The sequence below is a fragment of the Pseudomonas sp. NFACC32-1 genome, from assembly GCF_900101215.1.
Lineage (GTDB): Bacteria > Pseudomonadota > Gammaproteobacteria > Pseudomonadales > Pseudomonadaceae > Aquipseudomonas.
The window spans coordinates 174846-187958 of record NZ_FMUL01000003.1 but is presented as its reverse complement, the minus strand read 5'-3'; the positions used below and the strand labels follow the sequence as shown (position 1 = coordinate 187958).

The window sequence follows — 13113 nt, the reverse complement described above, 5'->3', positions numbered from 1 at the left end:
CGTATGGGGGCTCTGACGAAAGCTGAGATGGCGGAACGTCTGTATGAGGAGCTGGGCTTGAACAAACGGGAGGCCAAAGAACTGGTCGAACTGTTTTTCGAGGAAATCCGGCACGCTCTCGAAGACAACGAGCAGGTCAAATTGTCCGGTTTCGGCAATTTCGACCTTCGGGACAAACGCCAGCGGCCTGGCCGCAATCCGAAAACGGGTGAAGAAATCCCGATCACCGCTCGCCGTGTGGTCACCTTTCGTCCAGGGCAGAAGTTGAAGGCCCGAGTTGAGGCTTATGCTGGAACCAAGTCATAACGACGAGCTACCCGTCATCCCGGGCAAACGCTACTTCACCATCGGTGAAGTCAGCGAGCTGTGTGCGGTAAAACCGCACGTGCTGCGCTATTGGGAGCAGGAGTTTCCTCAACTCAACCCGGTCAAGCGCCGCGGAAATCGCCGGTATTATCAGCGCCAGGATGTGCTGATGATCCGGCAGATCCGCGCGCTGCTGTATGACCAGGGTTTCACCATCGGCGGCGCACGCCTGCGTCTCTCCGGTGATGAGGCCAAAGACGATACAACCCAGTACAAACAGATGATCCGCCAGATGATCGCTGAGCTCGAAGATGTGCTTGTGGTGCTCAAGAAATAAAATTCTGCTTTAAATACTTCCAGTTTTCAAAAGCTTGCGTTATATTCCTGAGCGTTCCGCTGAGAAGCGAAACAAGATTCACGCCTAGTCGGGGCGTAGCGCAGTCCGGTAGCGCACTAGCATGGGGTGCTAGGGGTCGAGTGTTCGAATCACTCCGTCCCGACCATATTTTTCAATGACTTAGCCCAATCTGAAAAGGTTGGGCTTTTTCATGCCCGCAAGAAAGCGCTGCCGTTGAAGGGGCCCCAAGGGGATCAATGCAGTGCCCAGGACCTCGGCACCGGAACATGATCAAACTTCGAAATAGTCTTGATCCAGTAACGGCGATAGTCGGTCTGATCGGGTGCCAGCGGTTTTTGGGTTGACCATAGATGCCCAGACTTCAGGCTGGCGCGATAGGCTTCCCATTCTTTCTGCTCGGCGACTTCCTTGGCTTTGTGTCGGTCGTCGAACCAGCCGAGGACGTAGGGTTCGCTTTGGTCTGTGCTGTGTGCTATCAGCAAATAAATTTCTGTCATGACTGCCCGCCTCAATGCTGTAGTCCAATCGCTGCTCTTGTCATGGTATCGGCAGGTGGTTTGAGTTTTTGAGATCAAGATCCTCAATCGTCTGGTCAGGGGCGGATTGCTGGAGCAGAGCCAACGCGATTCAATTTCAGTCCATTCGTTATTCGGCCACCAACAACAATGACTGCGGCACCGCACTTTGCGGATGTTGCGGTTCCTGCAGGCTCGCCAGGCGAAAGCCAGCCATGTCCAGGGCATTGATCCAGCTGGACAGGGTACGCAGATACCACGGCATGGGTTGCCACTGCCCTTTGAATCCCGCGAAGGTTTCCTGGCGCCAGCCATCCTGGTAGTCGCCCGCGGCGGCGACCCAGGGGTGCAAGGTCTGGATCACCAGGGCGCCGCCCGGGACAAGCAATGCTTTCATGGCCGCCAGCAGGGGGATGATGTCCTGGTGCAGCAGGGCGAAGTTGGCGCAGATCAGGTCGTAATCACGGCCGATGTCCACCTTCGCCTGTGCCAGAGTGTCATAGCTGGCCAGATGTACGGGCGACGAACCGGCCGTCCGTGCGGCTTCCACCAGCGTTGCATCGCCATCCACGCCGACGGCTTCGATGGCCCGTTTGGCCAGGGCTCGCAACAGCCAGCCTTCACCGCAACCCAGGTCGAGCACTCGCTCGGGTTGACGGCTGAGCACTGCCAGCAGGATGGCCTGGTCGGTGACCTCGCGACGGCTTTCGATGGCGCCGGTGCGGACGGCTTCGATCCAGGCTTGGGCGTTGTGGTGCCAGCTGTGCAGAAGCGTGGATTCGGAGGCAGGCATGTCGGTCTCCAGAGGGGGCTGAAGACAAGCATAGGACAAGTCGCCGGCTATCCTGGCTTGTGCCACGGTTAGGGGGGAAGTACGGCGATACACGGTGGGAATGGTGACGACTTGCGTCGAGAGTCGGATGTATCGACGCCTTCGCAGGCAAGCCCGCCCCTGTGGAGGGGAGGGGGAATGCCGCTGCTTGCTGTGGCGAGCCGTCCCTGGCCCTTGGGGAAGTGCTTAGAACTTGAAGCGTCCCACCAGGTTCTTGAGCTGGCTGGAGATGTCCGTCAGGCGGCCCGAGCCGGTCTGTGCGGTGTGGGCGAATTCCTCGACCAGTTGCGCATCGGCATGGATCTGCGCGATGTGCCGGTTAATGTCCTCGGCGACCTGGTGCTGTTGTTCGGCCGCAGTGGCGATCTGGGTGTTCTGGTCGCGGATGGAGTCCACCGAGTTGCGGATCTTGTCGAAGCTGTCCCGGGCCTGCTGGATGCGCTCGACGCTGGTTTGCGACACTTGCAGGCTGCTCTGCATCTGCTGGGTCACTTCCTGGGTGCGCCGGGCGAGGTTGCCGAGCAGGCTGTCGATCTCGCCAGTGGAGTCGGCGGTGCGTCGGGCAAGTGCTCGCACCTCGTCGGCCACCACGGCGAACCCGCGACCCTGGTCGCCGGCGCGCGCGGCTTCGATGGCGGCGTTGAGGGCCAACAGGTTGGTCTGCTCGGCAATGGAGCGGATGGTGTCGAGAATCGTGTTGATGTTCTTGCTGTCCTGCTCGAGGGCCTGCATGGTCTGGGTCGACTGTTGCAGGTCTTCGCTCAGTTTCATCACGCTGCCGGTGGCCTCGCCGATGTGGTGCTGGCCATCATGCACGTCCCGGTAGCCGGTGTCCGCGCTGGAGGCGGCCTGGCTGCAGGAACGGGCCACTTCGTTGGCGGTCGCGACCATTTCGTTGAAGGCGGTGCTGACCAGCTCCACGGCCTGGCGCTGGCGCCCGGCGGCTTCGTTCATGTTCGAGGCGACTTCGCTGGTGTCGGCGGCGGCGCTCTGCAGATCGGACGATGCGCTGCCGATGCGCTGGACCAGTTGCGCGATCATGCCCAGGAACTGGTTGAACCAGCTCGCCAGGGTGGCTGTTTCGTCCTTGCCTTGCACCTTCAACTGACGGGTGAGGTCGCCTTCGCCTTCGGCGATTTCCTGCAGGCCATCGGCGACGCCGCGAATCGGCCGCACGATCATGCGGGCGAAGCTGGCACCGACGAGGGCGAAGACCCCGGCCAGCACGGCGGCTATAAGCGCGATCAACCAGGTCAGGCTCGAAGCCTGGGCCATCACTTCATCACGCTTGATCAGGCCGATGAAGCGCCAGCCCAGGCTCTTGGATGTGATCATGTTGACCATGTACGGCACGCCATCGATTTCGATCTGTGCCGAGCCATCGCTGCTCTTGGCCAGCGCGGCATAGTTGGGGCCCAGGTCAGCCAGGGGCTTGAAGTTGTGCTTGGCGTCGCTGGCATCCACCAGGACGTTGCCATTGGCCTCTACCAGCATCAGGTAGCCGCTGTCCCCCAGCTTGATGTTCTTGACCAGTTCGGTCAGTTGCTTGAGCGATACGTCGAGACCGATCACGCCGATCACATTGCCGGTGGCATCGGCCACGGTGTGAACGGTGCCGATCAACGACACATCGTCCGGCGCCCAGTAATAGGCGTCCGTACGCACGGTGGTCCCGGGCGCGGCCAGCGCCGCCTTGTACCAAGGGCGGGCCCGTGGGTCGTAATTCGAGATTTTCGGATCGTCAGGCCAACTGGCATAACCGCCATCGGCCATTCCCAAGGAGAGGTAGGCAGTGCTGGGGTGGGTCTTGGCGAATCCGTCGAAAATCTCCAGAAGCCTTTTATTGTCTTCGGTCAGAGGGATTTGGGCGGCATCGGCACCGGAGTAGTTCTTGAGACCCTTGGAGGCGACGATTCGTGGATCCTTGGCAATGTATTCGACGTTCTGGCTGATGCCGTCGAAGAAAGTCTTCATGCCATTGTCGATCTGCCGGATTTCACGGCTGCTGCTTTCCAGGAAGTTGATTTGCGCCGCGTCGCGCAGGTTCAGCACCACCAGCACCGCTACCAGGATGACCGGGAGGCAGGCAATGGTCGCGAACGCCCATGTCAGCTTCTGTTTGATGTTCATGACTTCTCCCGCGGGTGTTATAGGTTTTTGAACGGCAGAGACAGTGGCGACGCGCGTTGGTGAGTCTTTATAGATAAAGCGCCCATGCCTACCTACAGCGTATCGACCAAAGTCGTAGGCACTTTAGATGCGCTGCTTTTTTTCGAGGGGCCGGGTTTGCCCCGTATTCTGGGGATATGTCGCGGGGAGCATCGGAAATGACGCACCCGGATTACCGGGTGATGCATTTTTGCGCATCATCGCGTGAACGTGGCGAGATGATTGCCGCCGGTGTCCCTGATCCGGAAGATAGCGGCGATCGTTTCGCCTGCCTTGCACTCGCCCAGGGCGCAAGAAAAAAGCCCAGCCAGATCGTCTTTCCTTAACGAGGCCCTATGCCAAGCGCATTCGAGAGCGTACTGAAAAACAAGAACATGGCTTATCGGCCTCTCGGTTCGCCGAGTGCCGATCAGGCGCCGATACGTGTCGCGTTCGTGCTGATGGACAATTTCTCGATGATGTCTTTCACCGGCGCGGTGGATGCCCTGGTGACAGCCAACCTGATGAGCGACAGGCCCCTCTACGAGGTACTGACGGTCGGTGTGTCGGGCGCTCAGGTGACCAGCGACCTGGGGATCGTCATTTCCACCGACATCGAACTGGCGCAACTGCCGGAGGACCAGGATATCCTGATCGTCGCCGGAGGCTTTCGCGTCAAACTGCAAGGCGTGCCCTTGTTACGGCGCAAGTTGCGCGCCAATGCCGCGTCCGGGGCGATCATGGGCGGGCTGTGGAATGGCGTTTTCTTCGTCGCCGACGCCAACCTGCTGGACGGTTTCGAGTGCGCGGTCCATCCGGAAAGCCGCGCCATGATGCTGGAGGTCTTTCCCCATGTGAAAGTCTCCAGCCGGGCGTACGTGGTCGATCGGGAGCGCGTCAGTTGTGCAGGCGCGAACAGTTCCCTACGCATGATGCTTCAGTTGATTCGCCTGACGGGTGGGCAAGCGTTGGTGGGGGCTATCGAGGAGATCCTGCGCTGCGATGAGTCGGGCGATGAAACCGATTTGCCGCCGGTCTTCGTCGAAACGGATCCGACCCTGCCGGAAAGCCTCAAGCTGGCGCTGGAGCTGATGTGGCAGAACATCGAGGAGCCGTTGACCATCGATGAGCTGGCGGCCTGCGTGAAGATCTCCAAGCGCCAGCTCGAACGACGTTTCTGTCGTTTTCTCGGGGCGACCCCGACGCGTTACTACCTGGAGCTGCGCCTGACCCGCGCGCGCCAGTTGATCCAGCAGACCAACCGGTCCGTGACGGAAATCGCCGTTGCCACGGGCTTCGTCAGCTCTCCGCATTTCCAGCGGCGTTTTCGGGATTTCTTTGGCGTCCCGCCCGGCAGTTATCGTTCAACCTTCGAGCGGAAACAGGCGATGCGTTAAGCCCTGGGGGCCTGCGTATCTTCATTCGGTCGGGGCACCGGCCTTGCGGCCGGATGATCCCCTGGGCGTTCAGGCCTTGCGAGTCTTCTGAACGAGATACAGGGCAATGCAACCTGTGGCGCACATCCAGATGATCGAACCCGTTGCAGCCACGATCAATGAAGTATCGGAATCATATTCGATCATCCCCGGGACCGCGTAACCGAACCAAAGCAATGAAACAAGAATGTAAGCCAACAGCGCCATCAGGATTTCAAAAATCTTTCTTGCATGCATGAGTGTTCCCCGCCCGTCCAGACAAGGACAGGCAATTCAGGTGTCTGGTTGGGTCTTTTTCCTGTCTGCGCAGGAATAAAGGGTCTTTCAGCAGGGGCGAGTTGCCGCAAGGCCTCGCCGTCTGCTTTCAGACATCCATGTCAGGGAGCTTCGCTCTGTATCGACCTTGCAATGGATGCAAGGGCTGGCGCCGCAAGCTAGCGGCGTTGGGATCAGGTCTTGTCGTCCGGTTGCTCGTCAGCGGGCAGTTCGTCCGTTTGCGAGGCTGTCAGGGTTGCGTCTTTACAGAGCACTTGACCCACCTCATCGGCGATCGAACCATCGATGACCCGACCTTGCATCTGATCGAACTGAGCTTTCTCCAGCTCCTCAATGCTGTTGTACATCCCCATGTGACGGACATGACGCTCGGCACAATCGAGTTCCAGTTTTGTGTAGCTGGTGAAGTAGACACCCTGCCTCTGGACGATGGCCTGGATGGCGGAACCACTCCTGGCAAACGAGACAATGGCGTATCGGGCATCCGAATCATCGTAGTTGTAGGTGATCTGCTGCATATCCGCTGTCGCGTGGCACGCTACGGACAGGGTAACGAGGGACATAACCGTCTTCATGTTTCTTCCATGAAAAGAACAAGGTGATGGCCAAGTGGAATCATTCTGCTTGGCTTGCGACACTGAGTCAACATTACAGAATGATGTCACATTTGACCGTTGGTCGGACATAGTCAATTAGTAGGAACTTTTACGGATGTGTGCCTGCCTGGCGAAGCATCCGCAATACCCTTTCCCACAAGCGCCACAACGCATCGCTACAGGGAGGTCCTGGAACGATGCGCCATGTCTCATTTCAGCAAAGCTCGATTTCTACCGGGGTGCCTGACTTTTTTTAGATATTTTCCTCCACACAGAGGCCAAGGCTTATGCCCTGCGGCTTATGGCATCTGCGGCAGTTCCCTCGGTTGCAGGTCGAACACCAGCACTTCGGCATCTTCGCCGTTGTTGAACGTCAGCACCTGCTCTTCACGAACCCGAACGCCATCGCCTTCCTGCAGTTGCACGCCGTTCAGCTCGACCTTGCCACGAGCCACGTGCACGTAGGCGTAGCGATCGGGCGCCAGTGTCAGGGTGGCGCTTTGCTTGCCATCGAACAGCCCGGCGTACACCCGCGCATCCTGGCGAATCTGCAGCGAGCCGTCGGTTCCTTCCGGTGAAATGATCAATTGGAGCCGGCCGCGTTTCTGCTCGGGGCTGAAATGTTGTTGCTGATAACGCGGCGTGGCGCCAGCGACGTTGGGCACGATCCAGATCTGCAGAAAATGCACCGGCTCGCTATCGCTGTGGTTGAACTCGCTGTGGGCCACGCCACTGCCCGCACTCATCAGTTGCACATCGCCTGGGCGAATGACCGAGCCCGTACCCAGGGTGTCCTTGTGCTCCAGCGCACCTTCGAGCACGTAGGAAAAGATTTCCATGTCCCGGTGTGGATGCTGGCCAAAGCCTTTGGCCGCGGCTACGCGATCGTCATTGATGACAAGCAGGTCAGAGAAGCCCTGTTCGTCGAGGTTGCGGTAGTTGGCGAAGGAAAAGGTGTGGAACGAGTTCAGCCAGCCGTGACGGGCGATACCGCGGTCCGAAGCTTTGCGAAGGGTCAGCATGGTGGTTCTCCTGATTCAGTGGGCGGGGCGGTCGTGGCCGTTCGCCGGGTTCAGGGAAAGATTAATGGTTAGTCGGTGATTCAATAAGTAGATGAAAAACGAAAGACTGTCGCCTTGGAGTGGACAATTGTTCAGGCTCGCCAACGGGCGCTTCGCTTGGCCATAATGCGCAGGGTCTGTTGTTCCTGCTACTGCTGCCGGACGATGGAACCTATTGTTTCTTTTGATTTTTTTGGCGTCTTTCTGATGAAAACCGTTGCAATGGTGCTGTTCCCGGACTTTCTGCTGCTCGATATGGCCGGGCCGCTTGAAGTGTTTTCCATCGCCAACCGTTATCTTGAACCAGACCAGCGTTACCAATTGCTCACCCTGGGAACCGAGCGCGGTGCGCTGCGGGCGTCAAACGGGGTGACAGTTCAGGCCGATATCCACATCGACCAGGCCTGGGCGGCGTATGACGTGTTGCTGGTACCCGGTGGGCCGGGCGCCTACAACCAGCAGCATCCGGGGTTGCAGACCTGGTTGAAAGCCGCGGCGCAACGGGCCACCCGCTATGGCTCCATTTGCACCGGGGCCTTTGTGCTGGGCGAGGCGGGATTGCTCGACGGCTATCGCGTCACCACCCACTGGCACTACACCGAGCGCCTGGTCCAGCGTTTCCCCAAGGCCCTGGTGGAAACCGACAGGATTTTCCTGCAGGACCGGCGCTTGATGACGTCCGGTGGGGTCACCGCGGGTATCGACCTGGCGTTGTTCATCGTCGCCCAGGACTACGGGCGCAAAGTGGCGCTGGATGTGGCCAAGGTGTTGCTGGTGGTGATGAAGCGACAGGGCGGGCAAGCGCAGTTCAGCCCGTTGGTGGCGGCAGTGGCGACACAGGAGTCGGCCATTACCCGGGTGCAGAACCATGTGATCGAGCACCTGGACGAGCCTTTTACCGTTGAGCGCATGGCCGAGCTGGCCGCCATGAGTCCCCGGCATTTCGCCCGGGTGTTTGCCCGGGACGTGAAGATGACCCCCATGGAGTTCCTGCAGGGCGCGCGCATCGACCGGGCGCGCCAGTTGCTGGAAACCAGCGACTTGCCCCTCAAGACCGTGGCTTTTCGCAGCGGTTTCGGCAGTGTGCGACACATGCGCTCCCAGTTCAGCGAAAAGCTCGGCCTGACCCCGGTGCAGTATCGCCAGCAATTCAGTTGAGCCTGCGGTGTCCGTCCAGGGCATCGTGATGTCCGTGATGCGTCCTGTGCCAGCATTGTCCTGTCGCCCACGGCTGCCAAGATAACCGGCGAACCCTTGGTAAAGGATGCGCTTGAGCCGGGGCAGACGTGTTGTCGAGTCGTAACGCCTGCCTGCACCGGTTGTCTGGCGCTGGATCGCCCATGAACAACTTCGTCAAACCGGATACCGAACCGACGGTGAGCTTCGGCCCGTTCACCTTCCACCCGCAGCAGCGACTGGTCACCTGCGAGGGCAGGTCCCTGGCGCTGGGGGGGCGAGCCTTGGACATCCTCCAGGTCCTGGTGGAGCATGCCGGCACCTATGTCGACAAACAGACCCTCATTGCACGGGTCTGGCCAGACAGTGTCGTGGAAGACATCAACCTGCGGGTGCATATCGCGGCGCTGCGCCGGGCCTTTCGCGATGGGACGGGCGCGTGTCGGTACATCCGCAACGATCCCGGGCAAGGCTATTGCTTTGCTCCCTCGCCGGTTTCAGCGTCACGGATAGAACGGCACAACCTGCCTGCGCGCCTGAGCCCGGTGCTCGGTCGAGACAGGGTGCTGGGGCAGTTGTTGGCCGAAATACCACGCCACGGCCTGACCACCGTGACCGGGCCGGGCGGCGTCGGCAAGACCACCGTGGCATTGCGGGTGGCAGAGCTGTTGCTGGGGCATCTCCATGACGGCGTCTGGTTCGTGGACCTGGACGCGCTTACGGATCCAGGCCAGGTACGAGGGTGTGTCGCCCGAACCCTGGGCCTGGCGCCCGAATCCCTTGAATGGCAATTGAAGCCCTGTCGGATGCTGTTGGTGCTCGACGGCTGCGATCGATTGCTCGATGGCTGCCGGGAACTGGTCTTGAAACTGCGCGCGGTTGCCCCCGATGTGTCGGTGCTGGTGAGCAGTCGCGAATGCCTGGACCTCGCCGATGAACATGTCGTGCAGCTGTCGGGCCTGGCGGTGACCGATGACCGCGAGGTCGAACAGGCGCTATTGGCCTGTCCGGCGGTGCAATTGCTGGTTGACCGGATTGGCGCCCGCCTGCAAGGGTTCAGGCCGAATGACCGGGAACGGAGGAGCCTCGCACGGATAGGCCAACGTCTCGATGGCTTGCCCCTGGCCCTGGAGTTGGCTGCGGCCCAGGTGGGCGTATTGGGCGTAGCGGGGGTGCTGGAACAACTGGACGACGGGCTGGCGCTGCTGAGCCATGGCCGGCGCACCGCGCTGGCTCGCCACCGCAGCCTGGAAGCCTCGCTGGATTGGAGTTTTGAGCGCCTGGGAGCGGCTGGGCAGGCAGTGCTTCTGCGCTTGGCGGTGTTCGAAGGCCCCTTCACCCTGGAGGCGGCGCTGGCGGTGATCAGTTGTCCGGAGCTGGAGGCGGCGCAAGTGGTATCACTGTTGTCGCAGTTGGTGAAACAGTCCCTGGTGATGCGCGATCGGTGTGGCGAAGAGGGTCGTTTCTTCCTGCTTCACACCACCCGCGCCTATGCCCTGGAAAAACTGCAGCGCGGCGGGCAGTGGCATCACTACCACCGGCGGTACGTGTTGCAGGAGGCCTGGGCCCCCCATTCAAGGCCCATGCCGCCGAGACATGGCTTTGAGCAACGCATCGGCCTGCACTAGATCCGGTGTCTCGAAACCCTCGCTGAAACGGCGATAAACCGGTTCGAGCAGGTTGCGCGCCGCCTGCTCCTGACCCTGGCGCAGCCATAGCCGGGCCAGGGACATGGCGCTGCGCAGCTCCCAGGCCAGGGCATGCTGCTCGCGAGCCACCTTCAAAGCTGCTTGCAGTTGTACTTCGGCCCGTTTTTCCATCGCAGGGTCCTCCTGCGCCAGCAAGGCCTGCGCGCCGGCCCGCAGGATTTCCGCCGTGCACCAGCCTGCGGTACCGTCATGGGCCCGTTCGACCTGGTCCGGGCATACCTGGTCGGCCCGCAGGGTGACGACGATATCCTGGATCAGACCGGTCGCGGCCAGGCCCGCCTGTACGGGAACACCCTCGAAGGCGTCGGCGTAGCGGTCCGCCCAGCCGTGAAACAGCATCACCGAATGCTTCTTGGCCTGGTGCCGCAACATCTGGAGCCGCTCCCGGGCGCTTGCCGGATCGCCGTTGTAGTGCTCGATCACGCAACCGGCCAGGGCCAGGGTGTAGCAGATCGAGGTGCCATGGTTGATCTGCAAGGCGATTTGCAACGCGAGGCTGGCGGTGCGCCGGGCTTTCTCGGCGAAACCTTGCAACCAGAGAATCCGCGCAAGCATGGTCAACGCGGCGACGCTCTGGTCGTATTGCACGCCGAAGCCGTGGGTGAAGCGGCTGAGGTGGCCGCTCTGGGCCAGGCGCTGGAGCACCTGCTCGGCGTCGTGCCGGGCGGCATCCTGGTTTCCGTCGAAATGCAGCGCCAGCACCCGCAGGCGCTGGGTGCTCAGGGACAGGATAGGGTCATGCATGCCCAGCCGGTCGAAATCCTCGCTCTGCTCCAGGGCTTGCCGATAGTGACCACAGCTGAGGTTGACGGCCATGTGGCCCGACACCGCCCGCAGCTCGCTGGTCAGGTCCTGGCACTGCTGTGCCAGCTGTCGGGCGGTGATGAATGCGTCGATGGTCGCGGGTGTGCCGCCTTCGGTGTGATAGCTGAAACTGCCGCGGGCCAGTTCCAGGGCGAGGGTGAGCCTTGGGCAGGGCATTGGGCTCGCCCGGAGCAATGCCAAGGCCTTGTTGACGTAAAGGCCATGTTCCTTGAGCAGCGACAATTCCTGCCAGAGGGGCAGCGTCCGGGCGGTCAGGCGAATGGCGACCGCGTGTGCGCCCTGGGGGGCCAGGCCACGGTCAAGCGCGGCGCGGATGTCGTCGCGATAGTCGGCGTAGCGGGCGATCCAGAGGCGGGTGGGGGTGTTTTCCCAATCCTTCTCGGCCTGCTCCATCAACGCCAGGCAGCGCTCCGCATGGCGAGCCTGGCTGGCGGAGAGCTCCGCGGCCTCGGCCAGTTTTTCCAAGGCATAACTGCGGGTCGTGTCCAACAGGCGATAGCGCACTTCTTCGTCGCCAAGCTCGACGTTGAGCAGCGACTTGGCGACCAACTGGCTGATGGACACCAGCACCTGATCCGGCGCGACATGGGGGCCAATGATCACGGCGGCAGCCGACGCCAGGTTGAAACTGCCCATGAACACCGCCAGCCGTCGCAGGCAGGTCTGCTCGCAGGGCGTCAGCAGTGCGAAGCTCCAGTCCAGCGTGGCGCGCAGGGTCTGCTGGCGGGGGGCGCCGCTCTCGCGGTCCTGATGGAGGAGGGCGACACTGTCCTGGAGTTGCCTGTGCAGGGCGTCGAGCCCGAAGCGGCCGATCTGGGCGGCGGCCAGCTCGATGGCCAGGGGAATGCCGTCCAGTCGCTGGCAGATATCGACGACGAGGGGAACCTCCCGGTCGGTCAGCTCGAAACTCTCCAGGCTGGCCATCGCTCGCTCGGCGAACAGTTGCAACGCCGGGTATTGCAAGGCGGGGTAGCCCTCGATGGGCATCTCCCGGGGCGGGAAGGCCAGGGCGTCCAGGCGTTGCACATATTCACCTTCGGCACGCAGGTCTTCGCGACTGGTGGCCAGGATATGCAGGTGCGGCGCACCGCGCAGCAGGGTTTCGCAGAACTGCGCGACGGCGTCGATCAGGTGCTCGCAATTGTCGATCACCAGCAGCAGGTGCCGCTCCTTGAACTGGCGCACGATGACATCCAGCGCCTCCCCCCCGTAAGGCGGTAGCTCCAGCAGTGCGCACAGGTTCGGCGCGATCATGGCCGGGTCGTTGAGGGACGCCAGGTCGAGCAGGTACGTGCCGTCGCGGTAGTGACCGATCAACCGTTCGGCGACGCGCAGGGCGACGGTGGTCTTGCCGATGCCCCCCGTGCCCACCAGGGTGATGAAGCGTTTGCGCGGCAGTTGGGCCACCAGGTTTTCCAGGATCGCCTGGCGTCCGATCATCCGGTTGCGCGGCAGTGGCAGGTTATGGGTCGATGACGGATGGGGAATGGGCACCTGGCGCTCGAACGGTTCGAAGGAGATCGGTGCCACGAAACTGTAGCCACGTTGCGCCACGGTGACGATGTAGCGCTGGCCGGCCTGGCCGTCGCCCAGGGCCTTGCGCAATGCCGCGACGTGCACCCGCAGGTTGGTGTCTTCCACCACGCTCCTGGGCCAGACACGGGCGATCAGCTGTTGTTTGCTGACCACTTGGCCGGCGTGTTCGAGCAACACCAGCAGGATCTCCACCGCCCGCCGCCCCAGGCGCAGCGGCTGGCCAGCCTCCAGCACCAGGCGCTGGCGGGGATGGACGTGGTAGGGGCCGAAATGCACGGTCTGTTCGACGGGCAGGTCGAGATCGTGGCTCATGTTGCGCTCAATAGGGTGTCTCGGTGC

The 13113-nt window shown here is 61.6% G+C and carries 13 protein-coding genes, 1 tRNA gene and 1 pseudogene; 7 read left to right on the top strand and 8 right to left on the bottom strand.

Annotated features, from left to right (window positions below):
* The first annotated feature begins 3 nt into the window (after window positions 1–3).
* The 3 genes from ihfA (at window position 4) to BLP99_RS07030 (ending at window position 809) form a co-directional block, all read left to right on the top strand.
* Window positions 4–306: an integration host factor subunit alpha gene (ihfA, locus tag BLP99_RS07040; protein WP_002553164.1), complete on the top strand. Its 303-nt coding sequence runs from the start codon at window positions 4–6 to the stop codon at window positions 304–306.
* Complete coding sequence (locus BLP99_RS07035) at window positions 287–643, top strand: MerR family transcriptional regulator (RefSeq protein WP_003179985.1); 357 nt, start codon at window positions 287–289, stop codon at window positions 641–643. The genes ihfA and BLP99_RS07035 overlap by 20 nt, the downstream gene beginning before the upstream one ends.
* A gap of 89 nt (window positions 644–732) precedes the next feature.
* Window positions 733–809 (top strand) — tRNA-Pro (locus tag BLP99_RS07030).
* 88 nt (window positions 810–897) lie between these two features.
* Here BLP99_RS07030 and BLP99_RS07025 read toward each other — a convergent pair.
* The 4 genes and pseudogenes from BLP99_RS07025 to BLP99_RS26790 all read right to left on the bottom strand — a co-directional run.
* Entirely contained in the window at window positions 898–1161 is a 264-nt protein-coding gene (locus BLP99_RS07025) for a hypothetical protein (protein ID WP_072392739.1), read from the bottom strand.
* Between the two features lie 148 nt (window positions 1162–1309).
* Window positions 1310–1972, bottom strand: a complete 663-nt coding sequence (locus BLP99_RS07020) for a class I SAM-dependent methyltransferase (RefSeq protein ID WP_072392742.1) — start codon at window positions 1970–1972, stop codon at window positions 1310–1312.
* A gap of 225 nt (window positions 1973–2197) precedes the next feature.
* Window positions 2198–2965 (bottom strand): methyl-accepting chemotaxis protein, encoded by a 768-nt coding sequence (locus tag BLP99_RS26795; protein WP_371128589.1) that lies wholly within the window; start codon window positions 2963–2965, stop codon window positions 2198–2200.
* Between the two features lie 93 nt (window positions 2966–3058).
* A pseudogene (locus BLP99_RS26790) lies at window positions 3059–4141 on the bottom strand (cache domain-containing protein); the annotation flags it as partial.
* 197 nt (window positions 4142–4338) lie between these two features.
* Between BLP99_RS26790 and BLP99_RS26380 the strand changes: the two are divergent.
* Both BLP99_RS26380 and BLP99_RS07010 read left to right on the top strand, forming a co-directional pair.
* Window positions 4339–4506: a hypothetical protein gene (locus tag BLP99_RS26380; RefSeq protein ID WP_156682193.1), complete on the top strand. Its 168-nt coding sequence runs from the start codon at window positions 4339–4341 to the stop codon at window positions 4504–4506.
* Window positions 4507–4515: 9 nt separating this feature from the next.
* Window positions 4516–5556: a GlxA family transcriptional regulator gene (locus BLP99_RS07010; protein WP_072392749.1), complete on the top strand. Its 1041-nt coding sequence runs from the start codon at window positions 4516–4518 to the stop codon at window positions 5554–5556.
* A gap of 69 nt (window positions 5557–5625) precedes the next feature.
* On the opposite strand, the gene BLP99_RS07005 is transcribed toward BLP99_RS07010, so the two are convergent.
* From BLP99_RS07005 to BLP99_RS06995, 3 genes are all read right to left on the bottom strand, one after another.
* A complete protein-coding gene (locus tag BLP99_RS07005; protein WP_072458320.1) occupies window positions 5626–5832 on the bottom strand; it encodes a hypothetical protein in 207 nt (68 codons plus the stop codon).
* A 212-nt stretch (window positions 5833–6044) separates the two neighbouring features.
* Entirely contained in the window at window positions 6045–6434 is a 390-nt protein-coding gene (locus BLP99_RS07000) for a hypothetical protein (protein ID WP_231991059.1), read from the bottom strand.
* A 332-nt stretch (window positions 6435–6766) separates the two neighbouring features.
* The gene (locus BLP99_RS06995) at window positions 6767–7489 is read right to left on the bottom strand and encodes a pirin family protein (protein WP_072392760.1); all 723 of its coding nucleotides are present in this window, start codon (window positions 7487–7489) and stop codon (window positions 6767–6769) included.
* 246 nt (window positions 7490–7735) lie between these two features.
* On the opposite strand from BLP99_RS06995, the gene BLP99_RS06990 reads away from it, so the two are divergent.
* Both BLP99_RS06990 and BLP99_RS06985 read left to right on the top strand, forming a co-directional pair.
* Window positions 7736–8686: a GlxA family transcriptional regulator gene (locus BLP99_RS06990; RefSeq protein WP_072392763.1), complete on the top strand. Its 951-nt coding sequence runs from the start codon at window positions 7736–7738 to the stop codon at window positions 8684–8686.
* Between the two features lie 182 nt (window positions 8687–8868).
* Entirely contained in the window at window positions 8869–10332 is a 1464-nt protein-coding gene (locus tag BLP99_RS06985) for an ATP-binding protein (RefSeq protein ID WP_072392766.1), read from the top strand.
* Here BLP99_RS06985 and BLP99_RS06980 read toward each other — a convergent pair.
* Complete coding sequence (locus tag BLP99_RS06980; protein WP_072430646.1) at window positions 10279–13086, bottom strand: ATP-binding protein; 2808 nt, start codon at window positions 13084–13086, stop codon at window positions 10279–10281. The genes BLP99_RS06985 and BLP99_RS06980 overlap by 54 nt on opposite strands.
* Window positions 13087–13113: the final 27 nt, after the last annotated feature.

What these genes read in the sequence shown, in the direction of transcription:
- BLP99_RS07010 (WP_072392749.1), top strand. Translation starts at nt 4,516, where the DNA reads ATGCCAAGCGCATTCGAGAGCGTACTGAAAAACAAGAACATGGCTTAT.
- BLP99_RS26380 (WP_156682193.1), top strand. Translation starts at nt 4,339, where the DNA reads ATGACGCACCCGGATTACCGGGTGATGCATTTTTGCGCATCATCGCGT.
- BLP99_RS06980 (WP_072430646.1), bottom strand. Translation starts at nt 13,086, where the DNA reads ATGAGCCACGATCTCGACCTGCCCGTCGAACAGACCGTGCATTTCGGC.
- BLP99_RS07000 (WP_231991059.1), bottom strand. Translation starts at nt 6,434, where the DNA reads ATGTCCCTCGTTACCCTGTCCGTAGCGTGCCACGCGACAGCGGATATG.
- BLP99_RS07020 (WP_072392742.1), bottom strand. Translation starts at nt 1,972, where the DNA reads ATGCCTGCCTCCGAATCCACGCTTCTGCACAGCTGGCACCACAACGCC.
- BLP99_RS06995 (WP_072392760.1), bottom strand. Translation starts at nt 7,489, where the DNA reads ATGCTGACCCTTCGCAAAGCTTCGGACCGCGGTATCGCCCGTCACGGC.
- BLP99_RS07035 (WP_003179985.1), top strand. Translation starts at nt 287, where the DNA reads ATGCTGGAACCAAGTCATAACGACGAGCTACCCGTCATCCCGGGCAAA.
- BLP99_RS06985 (WP_072392766.1), top strand. Translation starts at nt 8,869, where the DNA reads ATGAACAACTTCGTCAAACCGGATACCGAACCGACGGTGAGCTTCGGC.
- BLP99_RS07005 (WP_072458320.1), bottom strand. Translation starts at nt 5,832, where the DNA reads ATGCATGCAAGAAAGATTTTTGAAATCCTGATGGCGCTGTTGGCTTAC.
- BLP99_RS26795 (WP_371128589.1), bottom strand. Translation starts at nt 2,965, where the DNA reads ATGAACGAAGCCGCCGGGCGCCAGCGCCAGGCCGTGGAGCTGGTCAGC.
- ihfA (WP_002553164.1), top strand. Translation starts at nt 4, where the DNA reads ATGGGGGCTCTGACGAAAGCTGAGATGGCGGAACGTCTGTATGAGGAG.
- BLP99_RS07025 (WP_072392739.1), bottom strand. Translation starts at nt 1,161, where the DNA reads ATGACAGAAATTTATTTGCTGATAGCACACAGCACAGACCAAAGCGAA.
- BLP99_RS06990 (WP_072392763.1), top strand. Translation starts at nt 7,736, where the DNA reads ATGAAAACCGTTGCAATGGTGCTGTTCCCGGACTTTCTGCTGCTCGAT.